General features: G+C 72.6%; 24 protein-coding genes. 15 read left to right on the forward strand and 9 right to left on the reverse strand.

What is annotated here, in order from left to right:
• Positions 1-68 precede the first annotated feature (68 nt).
• Positions 69-1,622 (forward strand): PucR family transcriptional regulator, encoded by a 1,554-nt coding sequence (locus ACIQWX_RS34615; RefSeq protein ID WP_400881436.1) that lies wholly within the window; start codon positions 69-71, stop codon positions 1,620-1,622.
• 19 nt (positions 1,623-1,641) lie between these two features.
• A complete protein-coding gene (locus ACIQWX_RS34620) occupies positions 1,642-2,298 on the forward strand; it encodes a maleylpyruvate isomerase N-terminal domain-containing protein (protein ID WP_400880345.1) in 657 nt (218 codons plus the stop codon).
• A 30-nt stretch (positions 2,299-2,328) separates the two neighbouring features.
• Here ACIQWX_RS34620 and ACIQWX_RS34625 read toward each other — a convergent pair whose 3' ends face one another.
• The 4 genes from ACIQWX_RS34625 to ACIQWX_RS34640 all read right to left on the reverse strand — a co-directional run bounded on the left by ACIQWX_RS34625 (position 2,329) and on the right by ACIQWX_RS34640 (position 5,431).
• Complete coding sequence (locus ACIQWX_RS34625; protein ID WP_400880348.1) at positions 2,329-2,547, reverse strand: S1 RNA-binding domain-containing protein; 219 nt, start codon at positions 2,545-2,547, stop codon at positions 2,329-2,331.
• 216 nt (positions 2,548-2,763) lie between these two features.
• Complete coding sequence (locus tag ACIQWX_RS34630) at positions 2,764-3,729, reverse strand: LLM class flavin-dependent oxidoreductase (protein WP_400880351.1); 966 nt, start codon at positions 3,727-3,729, stop codon at positions 2,764-2,766.
• 48 nt (positions 3,730-3,777) lie between these two features.
• Entirely contained in the window at positions 3,778-4,170 is a 393-nt protein-coding gene (locus ACIQWX_RS34635; protein WP_400880354.1) for a DUF6221 family protein, read from the reverse strand.
• Between the two features lie 241 nt (positions 4,171-4,411).
• Positions 4,412-5,431 (reverse strand): DNA polymerase domain-containing protein, encoded by a 1,020-nt coding sequence (locus tag ACIQWX_RS34640; RefSeq protein ID WP_400880357.1) that lies wholly within the window; start codon positions 5,429-5,431, stop codon positions 4,412-4,414.
• 121 nt (positions 5,432-5,552) lie between these two features.
• Here ACIQWX_RS34640 and ACIQWX_RS34645 point away from each other — a divergent pair, with 121 nt between their 5' ends.
• From ACIQWX_RS34645 to ACIQWX_RS34680, 8 genes are all read left to right on the forward strand, one after another.
• Positions 5,553-6,266 carry a TVP38/TMEM64 family protein gene (locus ACIQWX_RS34645; RefSeq protein ID WP_400880359.1) on the forward strand — a complete coding sequence of 238 codons (714 nt, stop codon included), beginning with the start codon at positions 5,553-5,555 and terminating at the stop codon, positions 6,264-6,266.
• 114 nt (positions 6,267-6,380) lie between these two features.
• Positions 6,381-7,988 (forward strand): protein kinase, encoded by a 1,608-nt coding sequence (locus tag ACIQWX_RS34650; protein WP_400880362.1) that lies wholly within the window; start codon positions 6,381-6,383, stop codon positions 7,986-7,988.
• A 53-nt stretch (positions 7,989-8,041) separates the two neighbouring features.
• On the forward strand, positions 8,042-8,347 hold the full coding sequence (locus ACIQWX_RS34655; RefSeq protein ID WP_372668090.1) for a hypothetical protein: 306 nt from the start codon (positions 8,042-8,044) through the stop codon (positions 8,345-8,347).
• A 19-nt stretch (positions 8,348-8,366) separates the two neighbouring features.
• Complete coding sequence (gene msrB / locus ACIQWX_RS34660) at positions 8,367-8,789, forward strand: peptide-methionine (R)-S-oxide reductase MsrB (RefSeq protein WP_400880365.1); 423 nt, start codon at positions 8,367-8,369, stop codon at positions 8,787-8,789.
• A gap of 90 nt (positions 8,790-8,879) precedes the next feature.
• The gene (locus ACIQWX_RS34665; protein WP_400880368.1) at positions 8,880-9,785 is read left to right on the forward strand and encodes a TIGR04222 domain-containing membrane protein; all 906 of its coding nucleotides are present in this window, start codon (positions 8,880-8,882) and stop codon (positions 9,783-9,785) included.
• A gap of 66 nt (positions 9,786-9,851) precedes the next feature.
• Positions 9,852-10,766 carry a TIGR04222 domain-containing membrane protein gene (locus ACIQWX_RS34670; RefSeq protein WP_400880371.1) on the forward strand — a complete coding sequence of 305 codons (915 nt, stop codon included), beginning with the start codon at positions 9,852-9,854 and terminating at the stop codon, positions 10,764-10,766.
• Entirely contained in the window at positions 10,759-11,559 is an 801-nt protein-coding gene (locus tag ACIQWX_RS34675; protein WP_400880374.1) for a DUF692 domain-containing protein, read from the forward strand. Before ACIQWX_RS34670 ends, ACIQWX_RS34675 begins: the two co-directional genes overlap by 8 nt.
• Positions 11,556-11,894: a hypothetical protein gene (locus tag ACIQWX_RS34680; protein WP_400880377.1), complete on the forward strand. Its 339-nt coding sequence runs from the start codon at positions 11,556-11,558 to the stop codon at positions 11,892-11,894. Before ACIQWX_RS34675 ends, ACIQWX_RS34680 begins: the two co-directional genes overlap by 4 nt.
• A 184-nt stretch (positions 11,895-12,078) precedes the next feature.
• Here the strand turns inward: ACIQWX_RS34680 and ACIQWX_RS34685 are convergent, their stop codons facing one another.
• Genes ACIQWX_RS34685 through hemE form a run of 4 tightly spaced genes read right to left on the reverse strand, consistent with a single transcriptional unit; the run spans position 12,079 to position 16,636 of the window.
• Positions 12,079-13,419: a CoA transferase gene (locus ACIQWX_RS34685; protein WP_400880380.1), complete on the reverse strand. Its 1,341-nt coding sequence runs from the start codon at positions 13,417-13,419 to the stop codon at positions 12,079-12,081.
• Entirely contained in the window at positions 13,419-14,111 is a 693-nt protein-coding gene (gene hemQ / locus ACIQWX_RS34690; protein ID WP_372668104.1) for a hydrogen peroxide-dependent heme synthase, read from the reverse strand. The genes ACIQWX_RS34685 and hemQ overlap by 1 nt, the downstream gene beginning before the upstream one ends.
• Before the next feature lie 57 nt (positions 14,112-14,168).
• On the reverse strand, positions 14,169-15,569 hold the full coding sequence (gene hemG / locus ACIQWX_RS34695; RefSeq protein WP_400880384.1) for a protoporphyrinogen oxidase: 1,401 nt from the start codon (positions 15,567-15,569) through the stop codon (positions 14,169-14,171).
• Positions 15,566-16,636, reverse strand: coding sequence for a uroporphyrinogen decarboxylase (hemE, locus tag ACIQWX_RS34700; protein ID WP_400880387.1), 1,071 nt, complete (start codon positions 16,634-16,636; stop codon positions 15,566-15,568). Before hemE ends, hemG begins: the two co-directional genes overlap by 4 nt.
• An 88-nt stretch (positions 16,637-16,724) precedes the next feature.
• Here hemE and ACIQWX_RS34705 point away from each other — a divergent pair, with 88 nt between their 5' ends.
• The 4 genes from ACIQWX_RS34705 (at position 16,725) to ACIQWX_RS34720 (ending at position 21,673) form a co-directional block, all read left to right on the forward strand.
• A complete protein-coding gene (locus tag ACIQWX_RS34705; protein ID WP_400880389.1) occupies positions 16,725-17,288 on the forward strand; it encodes a DUF3000 domain-containing protein in 564 nt (187 codons plus the stop codon).
• A 1,078-nt stretch (positions 17,289-18,366) separates the two neighbouring features.
• On the forward strand, positions 18,367-19,083 hold the full coding sequence (locus ACIQWX_RS34710) for a response regulator transcription factor (protein ID WP_033261886.1): 717 nt from the start codon (positions 18,367-18,369) through the stop codon (positions 19,081-19,083).
• Positions 19,084-19,181: 98 nt separating this feature from the next.
• Positions 19,182-20,405 carry an HRDC domain-containing protein gene (locus tag ACIQWX_RS34715; RefSeq protein WP_400881438.1) on the forward strand — a complete coding sequence of 408 codons (1,224 nt, stop codon included), beginning with the start codon at positions 19,182-19,184 and terminating at the stop codon, positions 20,403-20,405.
• Between the two features lie 110 nt (positions 20,406-20,515).
• Positions 20,516-21,673, forward strand: coding sequence for a toll/interleukin-1 receptor domain-containing protein (locus ACIQWX_RS34720; RefSeq protein ID WP_400880392.1), 1,158 nt, complete (start codon positions 20,516-20,518; stop codon positions 21,671-21,673).
• Between the two features lie 270 nt (positions 21,674-21,943).
• On the opposite strand, the gene ACIQWX_RS34725 is transcribed toward ACIQWX_RS34720, so the two are convergent.
• Positions 21,944-22,609, reverse strand: a complete 666-nt coding sequence (locus ACIQWX_RS34725) for a TetR/AcrR family transcriptional regulator (protein ID WP_400880395.1) — start codon at positions 22,607-22,609, stop codon at positions 21,944-21,946.
• A 176-nt stretch (positions 22,610-22,785) separates the two neighbouring features.
• On the opposite strand from ACIQWX_RS34725, the gene ACIQWX_RS34730 reads away from it, so the two are divergent.
• On the forward strand, positions 22,786-24,249 hold the full coding sequence (locus ACIQWX_RS34730; protein WP_400880398.1) for an amino acid permease: 1,464 nt from the start codon (positions 22,786-22,788) through the stop codon (positions 24,247-24,249).
• The last annotated feature ends 6 nt before the right edge of the window (positions 24,250-24,255 follow it).

Here is a 24,255-nt window from a genome sequence, read left to right on the forward strand (position 1 = left end):
TAACTCCGGACACGCTCCGGCGGCTTGTTCGACCGGCTAAAATCAATTGGGTGACCTTGGCCGATCGGATAACATCGCTGCGCCACGTGCTGGCCACCCTGGGAGAACCGCTCGTCGAGGTCGTCGTCGCGCCGCACGGGCTGGGCGTCCCGGTCACCGACGTCGTGATCCTCGACCCCGAAGATCCCCTGGAAGCCTCCCCCGGCGACCTCGTGTTGGTGATCGGCGCGCGCGGACGGGCGGCGGCCCCGGCGATCCGCGCGGCCGGGCGCGGCGGCGCGGCCGCGGTGGCGGTCAAGGGCGCGACGGGCGCCGACGTCGCCGCCGACGCGGGCGTCGCGCTGCTGACGGTCGGCGCGGAGGCACGCTGGGAGCAGGTCGAATCACTGGCCCGCGGCGTCGTCGAAGCGGCGCGGGCGGGCGGCGAGGCGGCCAGCGGTGAAGTGCTCGGCGACCTGTTCGCCCTGGCCCAGACGATCGCGACGCTCACCGGCGGCCTGGTCAGCATCGAGGACACCGCCAACCGCGTCCTCGCGTACTCGCGGGCGGGCGACGAGGTCGACGAGCTGCGGCGGCTGTCGATCCTCGGCCGCGAAGGCCCGGAACGCTACCTCGCGATGCTCCGCGAGTGGGGCGTCTACCAGCGGCTACGCGCCGGCGAGGGGATCGTCCGCATCGACGAACGGCCCGAGCTGGGCATCCGCCGGCGCATCGCCGCGGGCATCCACGCCGGCAAGCAGCCGCTCGGCACGATCTGGGTCCAGGAGGGCGCCCAGCCGCTCACCGAACGCGCCGAGACGGCCCTGCTGGGCGCCAGCCGCGCCCTGGCACCGCAACTGATCCGCGCCCGCACGCTGCCGAGCCCGGAGCTGCGGCTGCGGGAGGACCTCCTCGCGAGCCTGCTGGAAGGGCGCCTCGACGCGGAGTCCGTCGCGGACGACATCGGCGCCGACCCCGCGCGACCGGCCCAGGTGCTGGCGTTTTCGCTGGAGCGGTCGGACAACCGGCAGCTGCGGCGCGCGGAACTCGTGCACCTGATCGCCGTCCACACGGCGGCCTACCGGCGCAGCGCGCTGGTGAGCGTGGTCGGCGGCCGCGTCTACGCGCTGCTGCCGGACCTGCCCGAGCACTCGGACGCGGCGGTGCTGGCCCTGGCGCGCGAGATCACCGGCACCGCGCGCCGCCACCTGGACGTCCCGGTGCGGGCGGCCCTCGGCGGCGTCGTGCCGCGCCTGTCCGACGCGGCCGCGTCCCGGGGCGACGCCGACCGCGTCCTGGCGGCGATGGCCCGCGGGCACTGGGCCGCCGACGTCGCTTCCCTGGCCGACGTCCGCGCCGAAGTCCTGCTGTCGGAGGTGCTGGCGTTCCTCGGTGAGCAGCCGCGCATCCGCGACCCGCGGCTGGTCTCGCTCGTGGAGCACGACACCGAGCACGGCGGCATCCTGGTGCCGGCCGTGCTGGCGTGGCTGGACGCGTTCGGCGACGTCCGCGCGGCGGCCCGGGTCCTCAACATCCACCCGAACACCGTCCGGTACCGCGTCCGGCGGGCGGCCGAAGTGTCCGGAGTGGACTTCGACGACCCGGCCCAGCGCATCCTTACTCAGCTGCAGCTGAGGCTGTGACCCTGTTAGCTTCGCCGGCGTGGATCTCTTCTCGCGCACGTGGGCGGCGTTGCGTGCCGCGGTCGCTTCCCTGCCCGACGCGGACTTCGCGCGGCCGTCGGGCTGCCGGGGATGGCTGGTCCGGGACCTGGTGTGCCACCTGGTGATCGACGCGCAGGACGTGCTGATCACGCTGGTGACGCCGGCTTCTTCGGCCGTCACGCACGATGCCGTGACGTACTGGGCGGTGTCCCCCTCGCTGCCTTCGGGCGACGACCCGCTGGACGCGCTGATCGTCCGCCTGGCCGCGGCGTACGAGGACCCGGCGCTGCTGAAGTTCCACCTCGACGACGTGGGCGCGGCGGCGGGCCGCGCGGCCGACCTGGCGGACCCGGGCACGCGGGTGTCGACGCAGGACATGGTCCTCACCGCGGGCGACTACCTGGCGGCGTACGTGCTGGAGTGGACGCTGCACCACCTCGACCTGGTCGCGCACCTCTCCGGTGCGGAGCCCCCGCCCGCCGAGGGGCTGGCGGCGACGCGTTCGATGCTGGAGAAGATCGCGGGGACGGCGTTCCCGGCGTCGTTCTCGGACACCGACGTGCTGCTCGTGGCGACCGGCCGGCGTTCGCCTTCGGACGCCGAGCGCGGCGAACTGGGTGACTTGGCCGCGCGGCTGCCGTTCGTGCTCGGGTGAGGCAGGGCGCCCTGCCTCACCCGGCTCAGCTCACGCCTCGACCAGGCTGAACCGGCGGCGCTCCACGTCGATGGCGTCGATGCGGACCGTCACCCGGCTGCCGGTCTCGGGGACGCGGTCGGTCACGAGCAAGCCGTGCACGCCCGGCGCCACTTCGACGAACGCGCCGAACGGCAGCGTCCGCGCCACGACGCCGTCGAGCACCCCGCCCTCGCTGTGGGCGGCGACGAACTCCTGCCAGGGGGACATGCGGTTTCACCTCCTTCCCGCGCACGTTCCGGTCTGGACGAACGTGCGGGAGGCGGCGGGCCACGGGCCCGCCCGGAGGTCACGGCTCAGCCGGGTACCCCGTCTGCTCACGGCTCGAGGCCGACCCGGCAGTCACGCCGGAAACCGTATAACGCGAGCGCGGAATTGCACCAGTGGTAATTCTCCGACGCGGTGTCCGGCTATCGGGAAATCGACTCACACAAGCGCGGGAAGATCGGCGAGCCGGGCGAGGGAATCGAGCCGTGCGGATTGGTCGTACGCGGCCGTCGTCACCAAAACTTCGTCGGCACCCGCGGCCGCGATCAATGCGCCGAGGCGATCTTCGACTTCGGCCGCGGTGCCGGAGATCTGGCTGTCGAGGGTCTCTTCGAGGCGCCGGCGCTCGCGGTCGGTCATCGGCAGCGCGAGGACCTCCGCGGGCGGCGAGAGCGGCGGGAAGACGCCGTGGGAGCGCGAATAGACCGTCGCCCAGGCCTCCGAGACGAGCAGGCGGCGAGCGTCGGCTGCCGAGTCCGCCACGGCGATGGCCGACGACACCACGACGTACGGCTCGCGCGCCCACGCGGACGACCGGAAGCCGTCTCGGTAGCGCGTCACGGCTTCGGCGAGCGCGCGTTCGCCGCGGACGGGCGCGATCACCAGCGGCAGCCCGAGTTCGGCGGCGAGGTCGGCGCCGGACCCGGTGGCCAGCAGGAACGGCGGCACGCGCAGCCCTTCGGCCGGGTAGGCGTGGACGCCGGGGTGCTCGCCGTCGAAGAACCCGAGCAGCTCGCGGACCTGAGCGCCGAAGCCGTCAGCCGCTTCTTTGCCGTGGCCGAGCGCCTCGCGGACGCCGGCGGTGAAGCCGACCGACCGGCCCAGCCCCATGTCGATCCGCCCGGGGAACAGCGCTTCCAGGACGCCGAACTGCTCGGCGACGACGAGGGGCCGGTGGTTCGGCAGCATGACACCGCCGGTGCCGACGCGGATCCGGCTGGTGGCGCCCGCGACGGCGGCGGCCAGGACGGTCGGCGCGGACCCGGCGACCCCGGGCACGCCGTGGTGTTCGGAAACCCAGAACCGGTGGTAGCCCAGCCGTTCGACATCGGCGGCGAAGGCGACGGTGTCCCGCAGCGCGCGGGCGGTCCCGCCGTCCCGCCGCACGGGCGAGCGATCGAGCACGGAAAACCTCACGCCGGGTGCAACGCCCGCCGTGGAGGAGGATTCCCGTCAGGGCCGCCAGCGCTCGCTGTACTCCGGGTGGTCGGCGTAGGGCAGGGCCAGCAGGCGCAGGGTGAGGCACCAGTTGGAGCCGGCCTCGTCGGCGGGCACGTGGCAGGTCTCACACCAGTATTCGCTGCCGTAGAGCGGAAAACCGGGCACCTTCTCCGACACCGTGGTGCGGTGGGCGAGCAGGATCCGCCGCGTGGCTTCGATCTCGTTGATCATCTGGTTGACGACGTCGAGCTCGAGGTCGGTCAGCCCGCGGATCTTCTGCTCGACGGCGACCTTGGTCTCGCCGCGGTTCATCGACTCGCCGGCCTTCGCCTTGTTGACGGCCTGCATGATCAACGCCTGCCGCGCACCGACGCGCGCGGCGAGGAATGCGATCAGGTCGTCCACGCAGGGCCTCCCTCGAACTCGCCCCAGGACATGTCGTCGAGGAGTCGTCGATTCGGGACCGCACGTTACGCCGTTCGAGGCGGTGGTCGAGACCACAGGAGCGGCCGTGCGAGATTTGTGACCCGAAAGGCGACAGCGGGCAGCGGGATGATCACTCCCCGTTTTCCGCGGTGACGTTCCGATTGCTTTCCGGCCCCCGGAAGTGGCGCGCGGCACGGTTGTGGCACCGCGCACAAACAGCTCAAGCTTCCGGCCGGGCCTTGCTCGGCTGCACCCGCTTGGGCTCCCCCGGCATCTTCGGGTAGTCCGGCGGGTACGGCATGTCCCCCAGCCCGTGGTCGGCTAGATCCCGCTCGTACCACTCCAGCGCCGTCTCCAGCCCGAACGCCTCCGCGTCCATCCCCGCGTGCAGGTCGCCGTGGGAGGCCAAGAACGACGGGATCGTCAGCACGTCGAAGTCGTCCGCGTCCACCTCCGGCAGCAGCTCCCACGTCAGCGGCGTCGACACCGTCGCGCGCGGGGTGCCGCGGACCGACCAGCTCGATGCCACCGTGCGGTCGCGCGCCGCCTGGTTGTAGTCCAGGAACACGCGCCCCTCGCGCTCCTCCTTCCACCACGCGATCGTCGCCTTCTCCGGGATGCGGCGCGCGACCTCGCGGCCCAGGGCGATCACCGCGTGGCGGACCTCGACGAAGTCCCACTCCGGCCGGATCCTGACGAGCACGTGGACCCCGCGGCCGCCGGACGTCTTCGGGTAGCTCGTCAGCCCCGCGTCCGCCAGGACCTCGCGGACCACCAGCGCCACCTCGACCGCGTCCGCGAAGCCGGCGCGGTCCGGCGGGTCGACGTCGATGCGCAGCTCGTCCGGGTGGTCCACGTCGGGACGGCGGACCGGCCACGGGTGGAAGTCGAACGTGCCCAGGTTGGCCGCCCACGCGAACACCGCCGGCTCGGTCGGGCACACCTCGGCCGCCTTGCGGCCCGACGGGAACGTGATCTCGGCCGTCTCCAGCCAGTCCGGGGCACCCTTGGGGACGCGCTTGGCGTAGAACCACTCGCCCTCGACGCCGTCGACGTACCGCTTCAGCGTCGTCGGCCGCTCGCCGATCGCGCGCAGCAGCGGCCCGCCGACCGCCATGTAGTGCTCGACGACCTGCCGCTTGGTGATGCCGCGCTGGGGAAAGTACACCTTGTCCGGGCTCGAGACGCGGACGGTGCGCCCGCCCACCTCGTACTCGACCGGGTCACCGTGCTTGGGCATGCGGCCACGCTAGCGGTGATCGTGCACCGCGGCGCCCGCGAACATGCCGGAGCTTTCACGTGAAAGCTCCGGCCCCAGGTGGGCGCTTTCACGTGAAAGCTCCGTCTGTAACCTGGACCGGGTGTCCGGCCGCACCAAGCTGATCGTCGCGCTCGCCGTCGTCGCCCTCCTCGCGGCCGCCGCGGTGCTCCTGCCGATCCCCGGTCCGGCCGACCTGCGTGCCTGGGCCGCCGCCACCGGGCCCGCCACCCCGCTCGTCCTCTTCGCCGCCTACGCGCTGCTCACCGTCGCGCCGATCCCGCGGACCGTCTTCAACCTCGCCGCCGGCCTGCTGGTCGGCACCGCGGCCGGGATCGCCATCGGCCTGGCCGCCACCACCGTCGCGGCCGGCCTGTCCTTCGGGCTGGCCCGGCTGCTCGGCCGGGACCTGGTCACCCGCCACCTGCACCGCTCGGCCGTGCGGACCGTCAACGACCGGCTCTCCGGCGGCGGCGTCCTCGCGATCACGTCGCTGCGGCTGATCCCGGTGGTGCCGTTCGCGCCCTTCAGCTACCTCTGCGGGGTGTCCTCGGTGCGGCTCGTCCCGTACTTGGCCGGTACGCTCCTCGGCAGCGTGCCCGGCACCGTCGCCGTGGTCGTCCTCGGCGACGCCCTCACCGGCGACACGCCGCCCGCGCTGCTCGCCTGCTACGGCGTGTTCGCGCTGGCCGGGGCGATCGGGCTGGTCAAGGTGTTCAAGAAGCGGGCACCGGCCGAACCGGGTCCGCCGGACCTGCTGGCTGACGCGAACAGCACAGGGCCGACCGCTACACTCGATCGGGTGCGCGAAGCGTAAACGCGCTGAGCAGGGCCACCATCACCGGGAATTTCGTCAGGAGCAGCCGCCATCGACACCGGTCAGCTGATCGCGGGGCACTACCGCCTCGTCGAGCACATTGGTAGCGGTGCCATGGGAGTCGTGTGGCGCGCGACCGACGTGCGCCTCGAGCGCACCGTCGCGATCAAGCAGATCCTCCCGCAGCCGGGCGTCTCCGAGACCGAACGCGACAACATGCGCCAGCGCGCGATGCGCGAGGCGAAGAACGCGGCCCGGTTCCAGCACCCGAACGCGATCGTCGTGTTCGACATCGCCGAGCACAACGGCGACCCGTGCCTGGTGATGGAGTACCTCGACGGGCCCAGCCTCTCCACGATCCTCGCCGAGGAGGGCACGCTGCCGCTCGGCCGCGTCGCCCGGATCGGCGAGCAGGTCGCGTCCGCGCTGGTGGCCGCGCACCGCGCCGGGATCGTCCACCGCGACGTCAAGCCGGGCAACATCCTCATCGACGAGACCGGCACCGCGAAGATCACCGACTTCGGCATCTCACGCGCGGCGGGCGACATGACGCTCACCGCCACCGGCCTGATCGGCGGCACCCCCGCCTACCTGGCGCCCGAGCTGGCCCGCGGCGCCGACCCGGTGCCCAGCTCCGACGTCTTCGCCCTCGGCGCGACCCTCTACCAGGCGATCGAGGGCACCACGCCGTACGGCAACACGACCAACCAGCTCGCGCTGCTCTACGCGGCCGCGAACGGCCAGATCAACCCGCCGGTGCAGGCGGGCGCGGCCACCGCGCTGCTGATGAGCCTGCTGCGCAGCGAGCCGGGCGAGCGGCCGAGCATGGCCGAGGCGCGCGAGCGCCTGGCCGCGCTGGCCCGCACCGAGCCGGGCGGCATGTCGGCGTCGCCGCCGCTGCTGTCGGGTGGCGGGGGCCGCAAGCCCGCCGCGCCCGCCGACGGCGGCGAGCGCCCGCCGTGGCAGCGCACCGACCAGAAGGCGCCGTCGTCGCCGCCGGTCGGCACGCCGGTGCCGGCGAACAAGGCGGCGTCGAACCCGCCGCGCCCGACCGCGGCGTTCATGCCGATGCGCTCGCCGGCCGCGCCGCCGAACACGCCGGCCAGACCGATGCCCGCGGCCGCGCCGACGGCCAGGGCGCCCCAGTACTCGCCGAACGCCCCGAAGCCGGACAACAAGCGCAAGTACGCGCTGCTCGCCGGGGGCGGCGCCGCGGTCGTCGTGGTCGCGGTCATCGTGTTCCTGGTGCTGAACTCCGGCAGCGGCGGCGGGGGCACCGGCGGCACCACGAACGCCCAGTCGCCGGGCAACCAGCCCACGACGGGCCAGAGTTCGAAGACCACCGGCCCGAGCAACGAACCCGCGTCCGCCGAGCTGGGCAAGACGCCGTCCGAAGGCAAGATCACGGACTACGGCCAGGCCGGCCGGCTGCTCACCGACAGCTACTACCCGAACCCGGCCGGCGGCTGGAGCATGCTGACGCCGGCCGCGCAGGCGGTCTACGGCTCGCAGGCCGAGTACCAGTCGTACTGGAGCGACCACAAGGGCGACCTCAGCGGGTGGAAGCAGGCCAAGGCGGCGGGCAGCGGGGACGACGGTTCGCTGAACCTCACGATGGAGCTGAACGGCACCCGCCGGGCCTACCACATCGTGCTGGTCGGCGGGCAGCTGCTGATCGACAGCAACACGAAGCTCGACGCCAACCCCGACACCGGGCTCTGAGACTTAACGCGCTGCTGGTGGGTTCGCGGGCACCGATGGCCTACCGTGGTGGTATGGCCGACGACGGAGCTGCGCTGCCGGGCCAGAATCCTCGCTTCCACGAGGACCTGGTCGGCCTGGACCCGTACGACCCCGAGGCACGCGCGTTCGCCGAGCACCTCGACCGGATCGAACGTTCCGGGCCGAACTACACCATCGAAGCCGCGCTGGACGGCGTGGCCGACTTCGCCGACTCCAGCAACCGCCTGGGCGGGCTGCGCTACTGGGTGTCGGCCCTCATCGTCGTGCTCATCGTGCTCGGCGTGATCGTGGCCGCATGGGACATCGTCGTGCACGCCCTCGCGTGGCTCGCGGCGTAACGTGGATCGGGTGAAAGGTATGAAACCCGTTGTCGGCGCGACCCCGCGCGTCGTGAAGTCCGAGCAGGAGTGGCGGGCGCAGCTCAGCCCCGACGAGTACGCCGTGCTCCGCCAAGCGGGGACCGAACGGCCCTTCACCGGCGAGTACACCGACACCAAGACCACCGGCGTCTACGAGTGCCGCGCCTGCGGTGCCGAGCTCTTCCGCAGCGACACGAAGTTCGAGAGCCACTGCGGCTGGCCGTCGTTCTTCGACCCGGCCGACTCCGACGCCGTGCTGCTGCGCGAGGACCGCACCATGGGCATGAAGCGGATCGAGGTGCTCTGCGGCTCCTGCCACAGCCACCTCGGGCACGTCTTCGAGGGCGAGGGCTACGCCACGCCGACCGACCAGCGGTACTGCATCAACTCGATTTCGCTGAAGCTCGTCCCTCAGCAGTAAGAGCCCGGCAGCCTAAATCTCTCTTAAGCCGACAACCCACCGCCCTTCCTCGAACGTAGTCTCCGCACACGGACGAGGGAGGGCGGACTCATGACCGACACCTGGGGCATTCCCGGACCGGCGTTCGCGGGCCTCTACCTGGGGCTGCTGCTCCTGCCGGCGCTGTCCGCCGCGATCCGGCTGGCGCTCCTGCGGCAGGGCCGCCGCGGCGGTGTGCCCGAGCGGGCCGAAGAGCTGGCGCTGCTCACCGGCGGGCGGCTGCGCGCCGGGGAATTCGTCGTCACGCGGCTGCTGGACCAGCAGGCCGTCCGGCTCGACGGCACCGGCAGGCTGTCGCGCGTGAAGGGCTCGGCGGCCGACGACCTGGGCCGCGCGGCCCTGCTGAAGATCGGCAAGCACGGCTCCACGATCGACCGGGTGCGGGCGACCGTCGCCGACCACCCGGCGATGCGGGAGCTGGAGACCGCGCTGACCGGCCGGGGCCTGCTCGCCGACGCGCGGAAGGTGCGTTCCGCCTGGGTGGCCGCCGCGGTCGCGTACTGGCTGCTGGTGGTCCTCGGTGTGGTCCGGCTGATCGCCGGGTCGAGCACCGGGCACCCGGTCGGGTACCTGCTCGGCCTGCTCGCGGCCGGCGTGGTCGTGGCGATCGTCGTGACGGTCAAGGCCCGGAACGAGCCGCCGGTCAAGGCCACCGCGGCCGGCCGGGCGGCCGCCGAGGAGGCGCGCCGCGCCGGCACCCTCGTCGCGGGGCCGGCCGGGGCCGTCGCGGCGGGCGGCTTCGACGAGCACCCCGAGAAGGACGTCCGGCTGGCCGCCGGCCGTGCCACGCAGCGGGCGGCGACGCGACCGCGTCGCCGCACCCGCTTCGCCGGCGCCGGTGGCGGGGCCGCCGTCGGCTACTACGGCGGCAGCTCGTGCGGCGGCGGAAGCAGCTCCTGCGGTGGCGGGGGCGGCAGCTCCTGCGGAGGGGGTGGCGGCGGGGGCTGCGGCGGTTGAAACGCCGACGCGACCAGCCGCGTCTCACAGCTACGGTAACCGCACATCACTGAGGGGAGACGGGCGATGGACGACCCGTGGGGCATCTCCGGACCGGATTTCGTGGTCCTCTACATCGGACTGCTCGTCGCCGTGCTGCTCGTCCGGGTCGTCGTGGCCGGGGTCGCCGCGAGCCGCGCGCTGCGGGCGAACACCGAGCGGCCCGGGCCGCCGCCGACCGTCTACCAGCTCGCGTTCCTCGCGGGCGGCCCCGACCGGGCCGTGGACGCGGCGATCGCGGCGCTGGTCGAACGCGGTCAGCTGCGCGTGAACAGCTACAAGCAGGTCAGCCAGGCCGGGGCGCGGCCGTCCGAACCGCTGGAGCAGGCGGTCTTCGACGCCGCGCAGCTGAAGACGACGGCGACGCTGCGGGCGTACGGCCGTCAGTCGGCGGCGATGCGCGCCTTGGAAGACGGGCTCGACCAGCGCGGGCTGCTGGCGTCGGCGGCGGCGAAGCGCCGGTCCCGGACGTTCGGGCTCGTGCTGCAGCTGGCCGTGCTGGTGCTCGGCGTCGCGCGGCTGGCCAACGGCATTTCGCTGGGCCGTCCGGTCGGGATCCTGGTGTTCCTGGTGCTGGTCGCGGCCGTGCTGACGATCGTGGCGGCGGTCCGGCGGTCCAAGACGGGGCCGCGGCAGCCGTCGGCCGCGGGGCACCGCGTGCTCGGCCAGGCCCGCGCCGCGTCGAGCGGCCCGCTGCCGGCGGGGATGCTGGCGGGCGGCGTGCTGCTCGGCGGCGCCGCGGCGGCGGTCGCCCTCGGCGGCTGGGCGATGTACCCGGACGAAGAGCTGAGCACAGCACTGGCCCCGCCGGTGACGTCCTTCGGCGGCGGCGGTTCGTCCGGTGGGTCCTCCTGCAGCAGCGGGTCGTCGTGCTCGAGCTCGTCGTGCAGCAGCGGCTCGTCGTGTGGTTCGTCGTGCGGTGGGGGTGGGTGCGGTGGGTGAGCTCGGCATCGGGATCGGCTGGCGGCACGAGCTGGACCTGTCGATCGCCCGGCTGCCCGGCGTCGACTGGGTGGAGGTGGTCGCGGAGAACCTGCACGCCGACCACCTCCCGGAGACGCTCGTGGCGTTGCGCCGGCGCGGGCTGCCGGTGCTGCCGCACGCGGTTTCGCTGTCGCTGGGCGGCGCCGAGCCGCTCGACACCGGCCGCGTGCAGCACCTCGCGGAGATCGCGCGGGCCGTGGACGCACCGCTGGTCAGCGACCACGTGTGCTTCGTCCGCGCGGGCGGGCTCGACTCGGGCCACCTGATGCCGCTCCCCCGCACGCGCGAGGCGCTCGACGTGCTGGTGGCGAACGTCCGGCTCGCCCAGTCCATCGTGGACGTCCCGTTCGCGCTGGAGAACATCGCGGCGGTGCTGGACTGGCCGGACAACGAGCTGACCGAGGAGCAGTTCCTCACCGAGCTGACCGAGCGCACGGACTGCCGGCTGATCATCGACGTCGCGAACCTGTACGCGAACGCGCGCAACATCGGCACGGACCCGGTGCGGTTCCTGGACGGCATCCCGTGGGAGCGCCTGGCGTACGTGCACATGGCGGGCGGCATCGAGAAGGACGGCGTCTACCACGACACGCACGCGCACCCGGTGCTGCCGGAGGTGCTGGAGCTGCTGGCGGAGCTGCGCCGCCGCACGGACCCACCGGGGGTGCTGCTGGAGCGCGACGACGACTACCCGACGGACGCCGAGCTGGCGGCGGAGCTGGCGGCGTTGCGCGCGGCGGTGACGGCGTGAGCCGGTCGGAGCTGGCGGCGCGGCAGGCGGAGTTGCTGCAGGCGTTGTTGGCTTCCGGGCCGGCTCCGGCCGGCTTCGACGCCGCGCGGTTGCGGGTGGAGGCGTCGGTGTTGCGGCGCAAGCACGGGCGGGTGCTGGCTTACCAGCGTCCGGAGGTGGCCGAGGCGCTCGGGGAGCGGTTCGGGGCGTTGTTCGCGGAGTTCAACGCGGGTCGGCCGAAGCGGGACACCGAACGCTCGGGGGCGTACGCGGACGCGTTCGTGACGTGGCTGATCGAGGGTGGGCACTTGCCGAAACCCAGGCGGGGCTTGGTGTCCCGCCTCCGGCGCCGGTAGTCCACAGGCCGGCCGCCTTGTGGACAACAGTGCTCGGCGCGGCGATTCCGTCGGGCCCCGCCGGTAGAATGGATGCGGGGGCACCCCCCGGGAAGGGCGGGCCGCGCCCTGTCGCCGGCTAACCCCAGCGCCGGCTAACCCCTGCCATCGGCTACCCCCGGCCGTCGACCAAACCGGCCGTCGACTAAGGGGTCCAGGTCGGTTTGTCGACACCCGGCAGCCGCGTCCCGAAGTCCCACTGCGGCTCCGCTCCCGGCAACCCGCCCGCCATCCGGACCCGCGTCAACCGGCCGTACCCGCTGTCCGCTTCCTCCAGCAAGTCCTCGAAATCCACGGAAGCCCCAGCAGGGTCCTTGCGTCCCAGCGAATCCAGCCACCGGGCCGTCCCCGCCAACGACAACCGGACCCGCCAGGTTCCCCCGTCGTCGACCTGTCGACGCAACGCCGTCATGATCGCCGCCGCCGCGAGCCAGCCCGTTGCGTGGTCCAGCGCCTGGACCGGCAACGGCGAGGGCCCGTCGACACCGAAAGCCATCCCGTTCGACATCTGGACCAGGCTGTCGAACCCGCGCCGGCGCGCCCACGGCCCGTCCCAGCCGTACGCGCTCAGGTCCGCGATCACCAACCCCGGCCGCAACTCAGCCAGCTCCGACGCACCGAACCCGATCCGCTCCAGGGCACCCGGGCGGAACGACTGGACCAGCACGTCCGCGCGGCTGATCAGCTTCTTCAGCCGCGCCCGGCCGCCCTCCGTGTCCAGCGCGACGAACGTCGAACGCTTGCCCTGGCCCGTGTCGCGCACCAGTGCTTCGACCCGTGGGAGGTGCGCCGCGCCGACGTGCAGCACGTCCGCGCCGTGGGCCGCCAACACCCGGCCGGCCACCGGGCCCGCCAGCACGTGCGTCAGCTCCAGCACCCGGACCCCGCCCAGCGGCCGGTCCGAGTAGAACAACGTCCGCTTGGGCGCGTCGCCCACCGGCGAAGCCGAAACCAGCGGCAGCGAAGCCACCGCGGAACCCTGCGGGTGCTCGGCCCACTCCGCCGGCGACCGCAGCTCGGCCGCCGCTCCCCCGGCGGACACCACGGCGTGCTCGATCTCGCGCGCGGTCCGCCCGGCGACCGCCTTCGCGACCGCCTCCCGGCTGCCCGGCACGCCGAGGCCCCAGCACACCGCCGCCTCGTGGCGCGGGTAGTTGCAGTGCAGGCGCACCCAGCCGTCGGCCGCGCGGTAGTTGCCCGACAGCGGCGCCCACATCGGCTCCGGGCCGACGCCGTCCACGCGCAGCAGCTGCTCGCTGTGGAACGCCGCCGCCGCGTGGCGCGTGTCCGCCGTGACCACGCCGGGTTCGATCCCCCGCGTCCGAAGCATCTCGCCGGCCGCCAAAGTGGCCGCCGCGATCGAAGCCGAAGCCGCCGCGGCCACCCGGTACGGACCGGGCAGGACGTCTTCGGTGCCGGTCACTTCGAAGGGCCCCGGCCGCGACCCGGTGAGGGCGTGCCAGACGCCCTCGACGATCTCGCGCACTACGGCAGCGCCGCGACGAGCTCGGCCGGCGGCACGCGCGTGCCCGTGTAGAACGGGACCTCTTCGCGGACGTGCAGCCGCGCCTCGGTGCCGCGCAGGTGGCGCATCAGGTCGACGATCCGGTGCAGCTCGTCGGCCTCGAACGCGAGGATCCACTCGTAGTCGCCCAGCGCGAACGAGGCGACGGTGTTGGCGCGCACGTCCGGGTAGTCGCGGGCTTCCTTGCCGTGGTCGGCCAGCATCTTGCGGCGGTCGGCGTCCGGCAGCAGGTACCACTCGTAGGACCGCACGAACGGATAGACGCAGATGTACTTGCGCGCCTCTTCCCCAGCGAGGAACGCGGGGATGTGGCTCTTGTTGAACTCGGCGGGCCGGTGCAGCGCGGTCTGGCTCCAGACCGGCGTCGACGCGCGCCCGAGCGGGGTCCGCCGGAAACCGGAGTAGGCGGCCTGGACCTGCTCGATCTCCTCGGCGTGCCACCAGATCATGTAGTCGGCGTCCGCACGCAGGCCCGAGAGGTCGTAGACACCCCGGACGACGACGCCCTTGGCCTCCAGGCCGTCGAGGTACTCGGTCGTCTCGCGACCGGCCGCCCCGCGGTCCTCACCCAGCCTGCCGGGCTCGATCCGGAAGACCGACCAGGTGGTGTAGCGGATGGTGTCGTTGAGCTCGTTGTAGTTGACCCGCGCCATGCTTCCATCCTGTCACCGCGGACCGCCCGGCGCTGCCACGGGTCCGGGTGAGCGCACTCACGCAGAAAGCTGGGCCGCGATCCGGTGCGCCGCCGCCTCGGCCGTCGCCACGCAGGCCGGCAGCCCGACACCGTGCAGGGTCGCCCCCGCCACCGCGAGTCCGGGCACCTCCGCGACCGCCTTCTCGATCCGCTCGACGCGTTCGAGGTGGCCTGTGCCGTACTGCGGCAGGCCGCCGCCCCACCGCGTCACCAGGGTCTCGATCGGCGCCGCCGTCACGCCCGTCAGCCGCGCGAGGTCGTCGCGGACCACGCGGACCAGCTCGACGTCGTCGGCCTGCAACGCACCCAGCTCGCCGAACCGGCCCACCGAGCCGCGGACCAGCACCGGTCCCGACCCGAAGTGCGCCCACTTGCGCGAAGAGAAGGTGAACGCCTTCGCCGCGTACGGCTTACCCTCGGAGTCGCCTTCGCCGGCGCCGATGAGGATTCCCGACGCGTCGGGCAGCGGCGTGCCCGGCGGCAGCGCCAGCGCGACCACCGCCATCGACGCCAGCTCGACCTCGCCGAACGCCGCCGACGCCGCGGGCACCAGGTCGGCCAGCAGCCGCCGGGCCGAGGGCGCCGGTACCGCGAGGACCACCGCGTCCGCTTCGACCGTGTTGTCCGCGGGCGCGTGCGCGGTCGGGTTCGCGCCGATCCGCAGCCGCCAGCCCGGGCCGTGCCGCTCGATCTCGCACACCGGCAGCCCGGTCCGCAGCTCGGCGCCGGACAGCTCGGTCAGCCGGTCGATCACCGTGCCCAGGCCACCCGGCACCGTGCCGAACACCGGCGCCGTGCCGGGCGAAGCGGGCAGCTGGGCCTTGGCCGCCGCCGTCAGCGAGCCGGCGCCCGCGGCCACCGCCGCGGCCAGGCCCGGCATGGTCGCGCGCAGGCCGAGGCCGTCCGCGCCGCCCGCGTAGACACCGCCGAGCAGCGGGTCGACGAGCCGGTCGACCAGCTCGTCGCCGAACCGCTCGCGCAGCAGCGGCCCCAGCGGCAGGTCGCCGCCCGGCAGCCGCAGCTCGGGCAGCGACGGCTCGGCCTCGACGGCCCGCCGCCCCGCCTCCGACAGCACCCCGGCCACCGACTCCGCCGACGCCGGGACACCCATGACGGTGCCCGGCGGCAGGCCGGTGACGCTGCCGCCGGCGTGGATCTTCGCGCGCGCCTTCGTCGGGTTGACGACGTCGAGCCCCAGCTCGCGGACCAGCGCGAGCATCTCGGGGCGGCGGACGAGGAACGCCTCCGCGCCGACGTCGTAGGGAACGCCGGCCAGCTCGGCGGTGCGCAGCTTGCCGCCCGGCGTCTTCGTCTTCTCGAACACGACGATCTCGGCGCTCTCGCCGAGCAGGCGCCGCAGGCGGTAGGCGGCGGTCAGCCCGGAGACGCCGCCGCCGACGACCGCGACGCGCTTCACAGCTCGTGCACCAGCCCGACCACGCGGGTCAGCACGTCCGGGTCGACGCCCGGCAGCACGCCGTGGCCCAGGTTGAAGATGTGGCCGTCGGCCGCCTTGCCCTCTTCGACGATCCGGCGGACCTCGGCTTCGAGCACCGGCCAGCCGGCGTGCAGCAGCGCCGGGTCGAGGTTGCCCTGCACGACGGCGTGACCGCCGAGGCGCCGCACTGCTTCGTCCAGGGGGATGCGCCAGTCGACGCCGACGACGTCCGCGCCGGCGTCGCGCATCGCGGGCAGCAGCTCGCCGGTGCCGACGCCGAAGTGGATGCGCGGCACGCCGTACGCGGCGACGCCCTCGAGGACCTTCGCCGAGTGCGGCAGGACGAACCGGCGGTAGTCCCGCTCGGACAGCGCGCCGGCCCAGGAGTCGAACAGCTGGACCGCGTCGACGCCGGCGTCGAGCTGCGCGCGCAGGAAGGTCAGCGCGACGTCGGCCAGGCGCCCGGCCAGCTCGTGCCAGACCTCCGGCGCCGAGTGCATCAGCGCCTTCGTGTGCTCGTGGTTGCGGCTCGGCCCGCCCTCGATGAGGTAGCTGGCCAGCGTGAACGGCGCGCCGGCGAAGCCGATCAGCGGCGTCTCGCCCAGCCGCTCGACCAGCAGCCGCACACCTTCGGCAACCTGCGCGACCTGGTCGGCGGCCAGCTCGGGCAGTGCTTTGACGGCGGCGAGGTCGCGCACCGGCGAAGCGACCACCGGGCCGGTGCCGGGGACGATGTCGATGTCGACGCCCGCGGCCTTCAGCGGCACGACGATGTCGCTGAAGAGGATGGCCGCGTCGACGCCGTGGCGCCGGACCGGCTGCAGCGTGATCTCGGCGAGCATCTCGGGGTCGAAACAGGCGTCCAGCATCGGCACGCCCTCGCGCAGCGCGCGGTACTCGGGCAGCGAGCGGCCCGCCTGGCGCATGAACCAGACGGGCGTGCGGGCCGGGCGTTCGCCGCGCGCGGCGGCCAGGAACGGGGCTTCGGGCAGCTCGCGGCGGCCGGACGGGGCGGCTTGCTGCGGCAGGGGCGTGGTCGGAGACATCGCCGTCAATCGTGCCACGAGCCGGGGACGGTGCTTCCATCGGCGCGCCTGCGCCCGCAACGGGGCGTGCCCGCCCTAAAGTCGAAGCGTGACCGCGATGACGCCAGTGCCCGAACTCTTCCGCGAAGCAGTTTCGGCGCTGCAGTCCGTCCGGCCCCGCCGGGAGGTGCTGCTGGAGCCGATGCGGGCCCCGCAGCGGCTCGCGCCGTGGTCGTACGCGGTCAGCTGCGAGGTCGCCGGGCCCGCGGACGTGCTGGCCTCGGGCCGGCTCGTCTTGTTGCACGACCCGGAGGGCCAAGACGGCTGGGACGGCGTCCTGCGCCTCGTCATGTACGTGCGCGCGGAGCTGGACCGCGAGCTGGCGACGGATCCGTTCCTGCCGCAGGTCGGCTGGTCATGGCTGACCGACGCCCTCGAGGTGTCGGGCGCGAACTGGACGGCGCTGGGCGGCACGGTGACGGAGACGTCCTCGGCGCGTTTCGGCGACATCTCGGGTCCGGCGCGGACCGACGATCTGGAGCTGCGGGCGTCCTGGACCCCGGCGGACGCGGGGTTGCTGCCGCACGGGCAGGCGTTTTGCCAGGTGATGGCCAGTGTGGTGGGTTTGCCGCCGGTTGGCGTGACCCTCTTCGGGCAGCGCCAGAGCTCCTGACCCGCCTCGCCGGATGACATGAAAGAGTCGTTCATGTCCTCAGGCGGCAGGGCCCCGGCGAAGTCGCCCAACTCAACTGTCCCGGCGCCGCGGCCAACCGACCTATGCCCGCCGAAATGTCCGCCGGGTCCTGAGCGGCGCGATCCAGCCCTGGCGGCAGCCAGAACTTGAAGGTCGCGAATGCCGCATTCGGGACGTGGGAGGTCTCGAATGAGGCTTTCGCGGCACTGCCGCGGCCTCCGGGCGATGAGCACGCGCGACTTCGCCGGGGCCCTGTCACCAGGCGCGGTGAAAGAGTCGTTCATGTCGCCAGGCGCGGTGAAGGGTCGTTCATGACGTCTCCGGCGGCCGAGCTGCTCGGCGATCGGGCGATCGTCGGCAACGAATCGGCAACGGCCGGCCACCGCCGTCCGGTCCGTCAGCGGCCCCTTGTACGGATGTGAGCAAATCTCACGTCCGCTGAACGCCGTTCACCCCCGAACGGCCGCCTGACGCGCCCCCGGACGGGCGAAACCACTCAGACCGGCACCCCGGAGCCCCGCGCTCCCCCGAACGTCCCTGAGGCGGTTTCACGTCTCCTCGTTAGTGACTCCGGGCAGTCACGCACCGCAACAAGATCAACAGGCGGCCGCGGACCCGAAGACGGCCCGAAAGCGCCACGGACAGTCACCGGAACAAGAGCCCGCGAAGCTCGCCGCAGCCGCGCGAGAGAGTTGATCATGCCCCGGCCGGGGCCACTTTCCGCCCTCCGGAGACCCCCATCCGGACCCCCGTCACTAGGCGCACCGGCAGCTGCACACCTCATCTGCACGGCCATTTGGGCGCCGGTAACTTCTTAGCATCGTGTTCGCTGGGCTATCCGTTAACAACCGGCCGTGTACTAGCCCGATCGTGTTACTACGAACCCACTGAGTGACTGTTCGTTTGAGATAGATACCCATTCGATCCCCCCGCAACGGCCTCAGGGCGGCTACAGTGCCTTCGACGACACCACTTTCGGTCTAAAGCTGGCGCGGCTGAACGGCCGAAGGTCCCGGTGCCGGTCGGGGGGCACGACCGACTCCAGGGAGGTAGTGACGTGGCTACCGTCGGCATTTCTCAGGCCGTCCGATCCACGCCAGCCGGCGCGTTGCCGGCGAGCATGGTTCCGCACCCGCGGGAAGAGCTCTTTTCGGTACTGGTGGTCGACGACCACCCGCTGTTGAGGGAGGCAATCGCAGCAAGACTCGCACAGATGGGTGCGGGGACCGTCCACGAAGCCGCCACGGTGGCCGAGGCGAGGGCGCGAGCACAGGCCACCGGGCCTTGTGACCTGGCGATCCTCGATCTCGGTCTGCCGGACGGCAGCGGCATCGAGCTGGTTACGGAACTCCGTAGCCACGGCTGGCCGCGCGTGGTCGTACTCGCATCCTCGGACGACCCGTACGCGGTCCGCTCGGCCTTCCAGGCCGGGGCCCAGGCGTACCTGCTGAAGTCCGCGTCGCCGGTCGTCGTGACCGACGGCGTGCGCCGCGTGCTCGAAGGCGGCGTCTACGCCGACCCGAGCGTGGCTCCGGTGCTCGCCACCGGGACCCGCGTCGCGGGCACCGACAACACGCCGCGCGAGCTGTCCGCTCGTGAGGTGGAGGTGCTCCAGCTGGTCGCCGACGGGCAGTCCAACAAGGAGATCGGCGAAGAGCTTTCGCTCTCCGCTCTCACCGTCAAGTCCCACCTGTCCCGGATCGGGCGCAAGCTCGGCACGGGCGACCGGGCCCAGATGGTGGCGCTGGCCATGCGGGCCGGCGTGATCCGCTGACGCAAGCGAACAGCCCTGCGGGGCGGGCAGACCAGGCGCGGTATGCCCGTCCCGTAGGGTCGTCGGTTATGGGAAGTGCAGAGGCCGAGGACACCGGGATGGAGATCGAGTCCACGGGCGGCCCTGTGCTGCTACGCGAACCCGCCGAGGGCACGCCCCCGGTGATCACCGATCCGGACGCGCTCGCCGAAGCGTGCGCAAGACTCGCCGCGGGCACCGGCGCGGTCGCCGTCGACACCGAACGCGCGTCCGGCTACCGGTACTGGCCCAAGGCCTACCTCGTGCAGCTGCGCCGCGAGGGTTCCGGCACGGTGCTGATCGACCCGATCGCACTGGCCGACGACCTCCAGCCGCTGCGCGACGTCCTCAACGACCTGGAGTGGGTGCTGCATGCCGCCTCCCAGGACCTCCCCTGCCTCGCCGAGCTGGACCTGCGGCCGGCGGCGCTGTTCGACACCGAGCTGGCCGGCCGGCTGGCGGGCTACGAACGCGTGGCGCTGGGGACGCTCGTCGAGCTGCTGCTCGGCTACACCCTCGAAAAGGGGCACAGCGCGGCGGACTGGTCGAAGCGGCCGCTGCCGGTCGACTGGCTCAACTACGCGGCCCTCGACGTCGAGCTGCTCGTCCAGCTGCGCGAAAAGCTGGAGGCGGAGCTGGACGCCCAGGGCAAGCTGGCGTGGGCGCAGCAGGAGTTCGAGTTCGTCCGCACCGCACCGCCGCCCGGGCCGCGGGCCGAGCCGTGGCGGCGGACGTCGGGCGTGCACAAGATCCGCAACCCGCGCGGGCTGGCGGCGGTCCGCGAGCTGTGGCAGGCCCGCGACGAGCTGGCCCGCAAGCGCGACCGCGCGCCGAGCCGGATCCTGCCGGACAGCGCGATCATCAACGCCGTGACGGCGGATCCGAAGACGGTCGAAGAGCTGCAGGCGCTGCCGGTGTTCAGCGGCCGGGTCCAGCGCAAGTACACGGCGAGCTGGCTGCGCCACCTCCAGGCGGCCAAGGCGCTGCCGGCGAGTGAGCTGCCGTCGCCGTCGCAGCCGACGGACGGGCCGCCCCCGGTGAACCGCTGGGCGGACAAGGACCCGGACGCGGCGGCCCGGCTGTCGGCGGCCCGGGCCGCGTTGGCGGCCATCGCGGAGGACCGCCGGCTGCCGGTGGAGAACCTGCTGCTGCCGGACCTCGTGCGGCGCACGTGCTGGCGTCCGCCGTCGGAGACCGACGAGGAGTCGGTGGCTTCGGTGCTCCGCGCGGGCGGGGCCCGGCCGTGGCAGGTCGAGCTGACGGTGACGGCGCTGAGCAAGGCGCTGCAGACGACGGCTTCCTGAACGGACAATTCCCGGACAGTTCCGGCTGCACCGCGGAAACCGTTCACGCCGGCTCACCGGCTCCCCTATGCTGCGCCGCGCAACGCCGCGACACCGCCGAAGGTAGCTCGATGACCGATTTCATGTCCGATCAGCCCGCCGTGCAGTGCTTCCTCAGCTTCACCCACGAAGACGACGGTTTCCTCAATTTCGTCACGCCGTTGAAGAGCTCGCTGGAAAAGTTCTGCGCGTCCGCGCACGGCCGCAAGATCGAAGTGTTCGTGGACCGCGAGAGCATCGGGTGGGGCGAGGACTGGCGGACGAAGATCCAGGACGGGCTCAACGCCGCGATGGTGTTCATCCCGGCCATTTCGATGAACTACTTCTACGAGAGCAGCGCCTGCCGGGAAGAGCTGACCGCGTTCTACGCCAAGGCGAACGAGCTCGGTCTCACCCAGCTGATCCTGCCGCTGATCGTGCTGGGGCACGAGCTGATCACCGACCAGAGCGACGACGCCAACATCCGGATCATCGAAAAGCTCCAGTACGTCGACATCAAGCAGGCCGTGCTCGCCGGGGCCGGAACCGCGGAATGGCGGCGGACCATGGACCTCGTCGCGGACCGGTTGATCAAGGCGATCCGCTCCGCGGAAGCGACCCTGGAAAAGCTGAAGAAATGCGACCAGCTGCTGCTCGACGGGTTCGTTCCGGAAAAGGACGGGCCGGGGTTGCCGGAATACAACGAGAACCTGACGAAGATCGGGGAACTGCTGGAACGCCAGTTCGACGCGATCAGCCGGTCGCTGGACGACCTGGCCGACGAAATGCGCCAGGTGACCGGCGACGTGGCCGGGCTGGCCCCCGACGCCATCAAGGCGCGGGTCGTGCGGGCCGCCGACACGATCAAGCCGATGGCGGTCACCATCCAGCAGGTCGGCACCGACTTCGAAGCGACGGTCGCCGAGACCGACTCGACGATCCGCTCGTACATGCGCCTGATGGACTCGCACATGACGCCGGAGCTGTTCGACCGGGCGCGCCGGGAGTACGACGAGTTCGTCGAGATGCTGGACGGCCTGCTGCGGCTGGACGTCCGGATCACCGAGTTCCTCACGCAGATCCGCCCGCTGGAGGCGATCAACGCTCCCCTGCGCGCGGCGATCCGCCCGCTGCGCGTCGGCGCCCAGTCGATCCAGCTGGGCATGCGCACGATGCGGGAGCTGTCCCGGACGATCAGCGACCTGCTGGCCGGCCGCCCGTCGCGGCCCACGCAGGGCGTCCTGCACTAGTTGTAATGTCCAGATAAACGCCGCCCAGCGCAGGGCTCGAACGGGTAGAAGCGAGCGTAGGCCCAGCCACCGCAGCGGCACGATGACCCGCCTAGGTGCTCGAGGTGTGCGGGCCGGGCTGCGGCGCGGGCGGCTGCTGTGAACAGCCGTCACGGCTTCGCCCTCGTCTTGGTAGCGCTGCGCCCCTTCACAACCGGAGGACTTCACCTTTTTGCCCGACAGGCCGCGGCTGGTCACCTCAATCCGGGACAACGTCGCTGGACATTAAAACTAATCGGCGAGCGTCGCCAGCAGCGTGTGCGCCTCGGCCCGCAGCTCGTCCGTCGGCTCGGGCAGCCCCGTCAACCGGACCACCCCGTCGGCCCCTTCCCGCACGTGGGCCTCGACGTCCAGTGCCGGGTCGTCCCGGCGGATCACCGCGATGCTCTCCACCAGCCCGAACACCAGGTCCGTCCGGATCGCCACCGCCTCGGCCGCGACGCCGGACGCCGCCACCAAACTCCCGTACGCCGCCTTCAAGTCCGCGCGCTCCGCCCGGAAGCGAGCCAGGTTGGGCGAAGACACCTCGGGCAGCAGGTACAGCGCGCCGAGGTTGTGGTGGGCTCCGCCGAGCAGGCCGATGTCCGCGTACGCCAGCGCCCACAGCCGGACCGCCGCCGGGGCCGGGCCCGCGACCAGGCGGGCCGCCAGGTCCAGCGACGGCCGGACCGTCTCCGCCAGCAGTGCCGCAAGGATGTCTTCCTTGGCCGGGAAGTGGTAGTAGAGCGACGCCTGGCGCAGGCCCGCGCGCTCGGCGATCGCGCGCGTCGTCGTCGCCGCGTAGCCGGCTCCCGTGAACAGCTCGCCCGCCGCGTCCAGCACCGCCTGCCGCGCGTCCGGCCGGTTCGCCGCCGCGCCGCTCGCCCTGGGCCTGCCGACCCCCGCCCCTTTGACCACGGCGGTGATCTTGCCAGGTCCGGCGCCCGCACACCCGCACCGCCGCGGGAGTTACACCCACATGTCGCCGTTGACGTCCCGTCGACCGGGGCGTTAACGAGCCGCTAACGTGCCGGAGATCGAAAAGTCCTGGCACAGCCCTAATTTCTGTCGTGCGATCGAAAAAAGGAGCGTGCATGCCCGACGAACTCGCCGCCTTCGGTTACCGCCAGGAGCTCCGCCGGTCGCTGGGCGGGTTCTCCGCCTTCGCCGCCGGCTTCTCCTTCGTCTCGATCCTCACGACCGTCTTCCAGCTCTTCGGCTTCGGCTACTCCTTCGGCGGCCCGCTCTTCTTCTGGACGTGGCCGGTCGTCCTCGCCGGCCAGCTGCTCGTGGCCCTGAACTTCGCCGAGCTCGCCGCGCGCTACCCGCTCGCCGGATCCGTGTACCAGTGGGCGAAACAGCTCACCCGCGGGTTCCTCGGCTGGCTCGCCGGCTGGATGATGCTGATCGGCTGCATCGTCGCCCTCGCGGCCGCCGCGATCGCCCTGCAGGTGGTGCTGCCGTCGGTGTGGGACGGCTTCCAGCTCGTCGGCGGCGACCCGGCGGTGACGTCGCCGTCCGGCGCGGCCAACGCCGTGCTGCTCGGCGCCCTGCTGCTCGTCTTCACCACGCTCGTCAACGCCGGCGGGGTCCGTTTGATGGCCCGGATCAACGACGTCGGCGTCGCGGCCGAACTGCTCGGCGTCGTCGTGCTCGTCACCGGGCTCGGGCTGTTCGCCGTCCGCGGCCCGCAGGTCGTGCTGCACGACGCCCCGGGCACGAGCGCCGGCATCGGCGGCGTGCTCGCTTCCGCGCTCATGGCGGCGTACGTGCTCTACGGCTTCGACACCGCCGCGTCGGTCGCGGAGGAGACGAAGAACGCGCGGAAGACGGCGCCGCGCGCGGTGCTGCGGGCCGTGCTCGTGTCCGGGATCGGCGGGCTGGCCGTCGTGGTCACCGCGCTGATGGCCGCGCCGAGCCTGACCGACGGGCAGCTCGCCGGCCGCGGCCTGCCGTACGTGATCACCGCCGTCTTCGGCGACACCCTCGGCCGGGTCTTCCTCGCCGACGTCGCGATCGCCGTCGTCGTCTGCACCCTCACCATCCAGACCGGCACCGTCCGGCTGATCTACGCGATGGCCCGCGACGCCGCGCTCCCTGCGGCCACCCGACTTTCGTCGGTCAATCCGCGCACCGGGACACCCGTCGCGCCGGCCCTCCTCTCCGGCGGGCTCGCGATCGGGTTGCTGCTGCTCAACTTCGGCAACCCGACGCTGTTCAGCACGATCACCGGGACGTCCGTGGTGGTCGTCTACCTGGCGTACCTGCTGGTCACCGGCCCCTTGCTGATCCAGCGGCTGCGCGGGCGGTTCCCCGCGGAGCCCGGCCGGTTCTCCCTGGGACGGTGGGGTGTTCCGCTGAACGGGGCAGCCGTCCTCTACGGGATCGCCATGATCGTCAACATCGCCTGGCCGCGCGCGGAGATCTACGACGTGACCGGTTCGGGCGCCCCCTGGATGCTCTTGTTCCCGATAGAGTTCGTCGGCGGCGCACTGGTGATCGGCTGGCTCTGCTGGCTGCGGCTGCGCCCCGCTCCCGCCCTCGAACCCGCGATCTGAGAGAGG

Source organism: Amycolatopsis sp. NPDC098790, from assembly GCF_044759945.1.
Taxonomy (GTDB): Bacteria; Actinomycetota; Actinomycetes; order Mycobacteriales; family Pseudonocardiaceae; genus Amycolatopsis.

Bases quoted from the DNA above. Each gene is read 5' to 3' on its own strand.
- ACIQWX_RS34640 (WP_400880357.1), bottom strand. From the start codon at position 5,431: ATGCCCAAGCACGGTGACCCGGTCGAGTACGAGGTGGGCGGGCGCACC.
- ACIQWX_RS34730 (WP_400880398.1), top strand. From the start codon at position 22,786: ATGCCCGACGAACTCGCCGCCTTCGGTTACCGCCAGGAGCTCCGCCGG.
- ACIQWX_RS34625 (WP_400880348.1), bottom strand. From the start codon at position 2,547: ATGTCCCCCTGGCAGGAGTTCGTCGCCGCCCACAGCGAGGGCGGGGTG.
- ACIQWX_RS34720 (WP_400880392.1), top strand. From the start codon at position 20,516: ATGACCGATTTCATGTCCGATCAGCCCGCCGTGCAGTGCTTCCTCAGC.
- msrB (WP_400880365.1), top strand. From the start codon at position 8,367: ATGAAACCCGTTGTCGGCGCGACCCCGCGCGTCGTGAAGTCCGAGCAG.
- ACIQWX_RS34665 (WP_400880368.1), top strand. From the start codon at position 8,880: ATGACCGACACCTGGGGCATTCCCGGACCGGCGTTCGCGGGCCTCTAC.
- hemE (WP_400880387.1), bottom strand. From the start codon at position 16,636: ATGTCTCCGACCACGCCCCTGCCGCAGCAAGCCGCCCCGTCCGGCCGC.
- ACIQWX_RS34670 (WP_400880371.1), top strand. From the start codon at position 9,852: ATGGACGACCCGTGGGGCATCTCCGGACCGGATTTCGTGGTCCTCTAC.
- hemQ (WP_372668104.1), bottom strand. From the start codon at position 14,111: ATGGCGCGGGTCAACTACAACGAGCTCAACGACACCATCCGCTACACC.
- ACIQWX_RS34655 (WP_372668090.1), top strand. From the start codon at position 8,042: ATGGCCGACGACGGAGCTGCGCTGCCGGGCCAGAATCCTCGCTTCCAC.
- ACIQWX_RS34715 (WP_400881438.1), top strand. From the start codon at position 19,182: ATGGAGATCGAGTCCACGGGCGGCCCTGTGCTGCTACGCGAACCCGCC.
- ACIQWX_RS34650 (WP_400880362.1), top strand. From the start codon at position 6,381: ATGGGAGTCGTGTGGCGCGCGACCGACGTGCGCCTCGAGCGCACCGTC.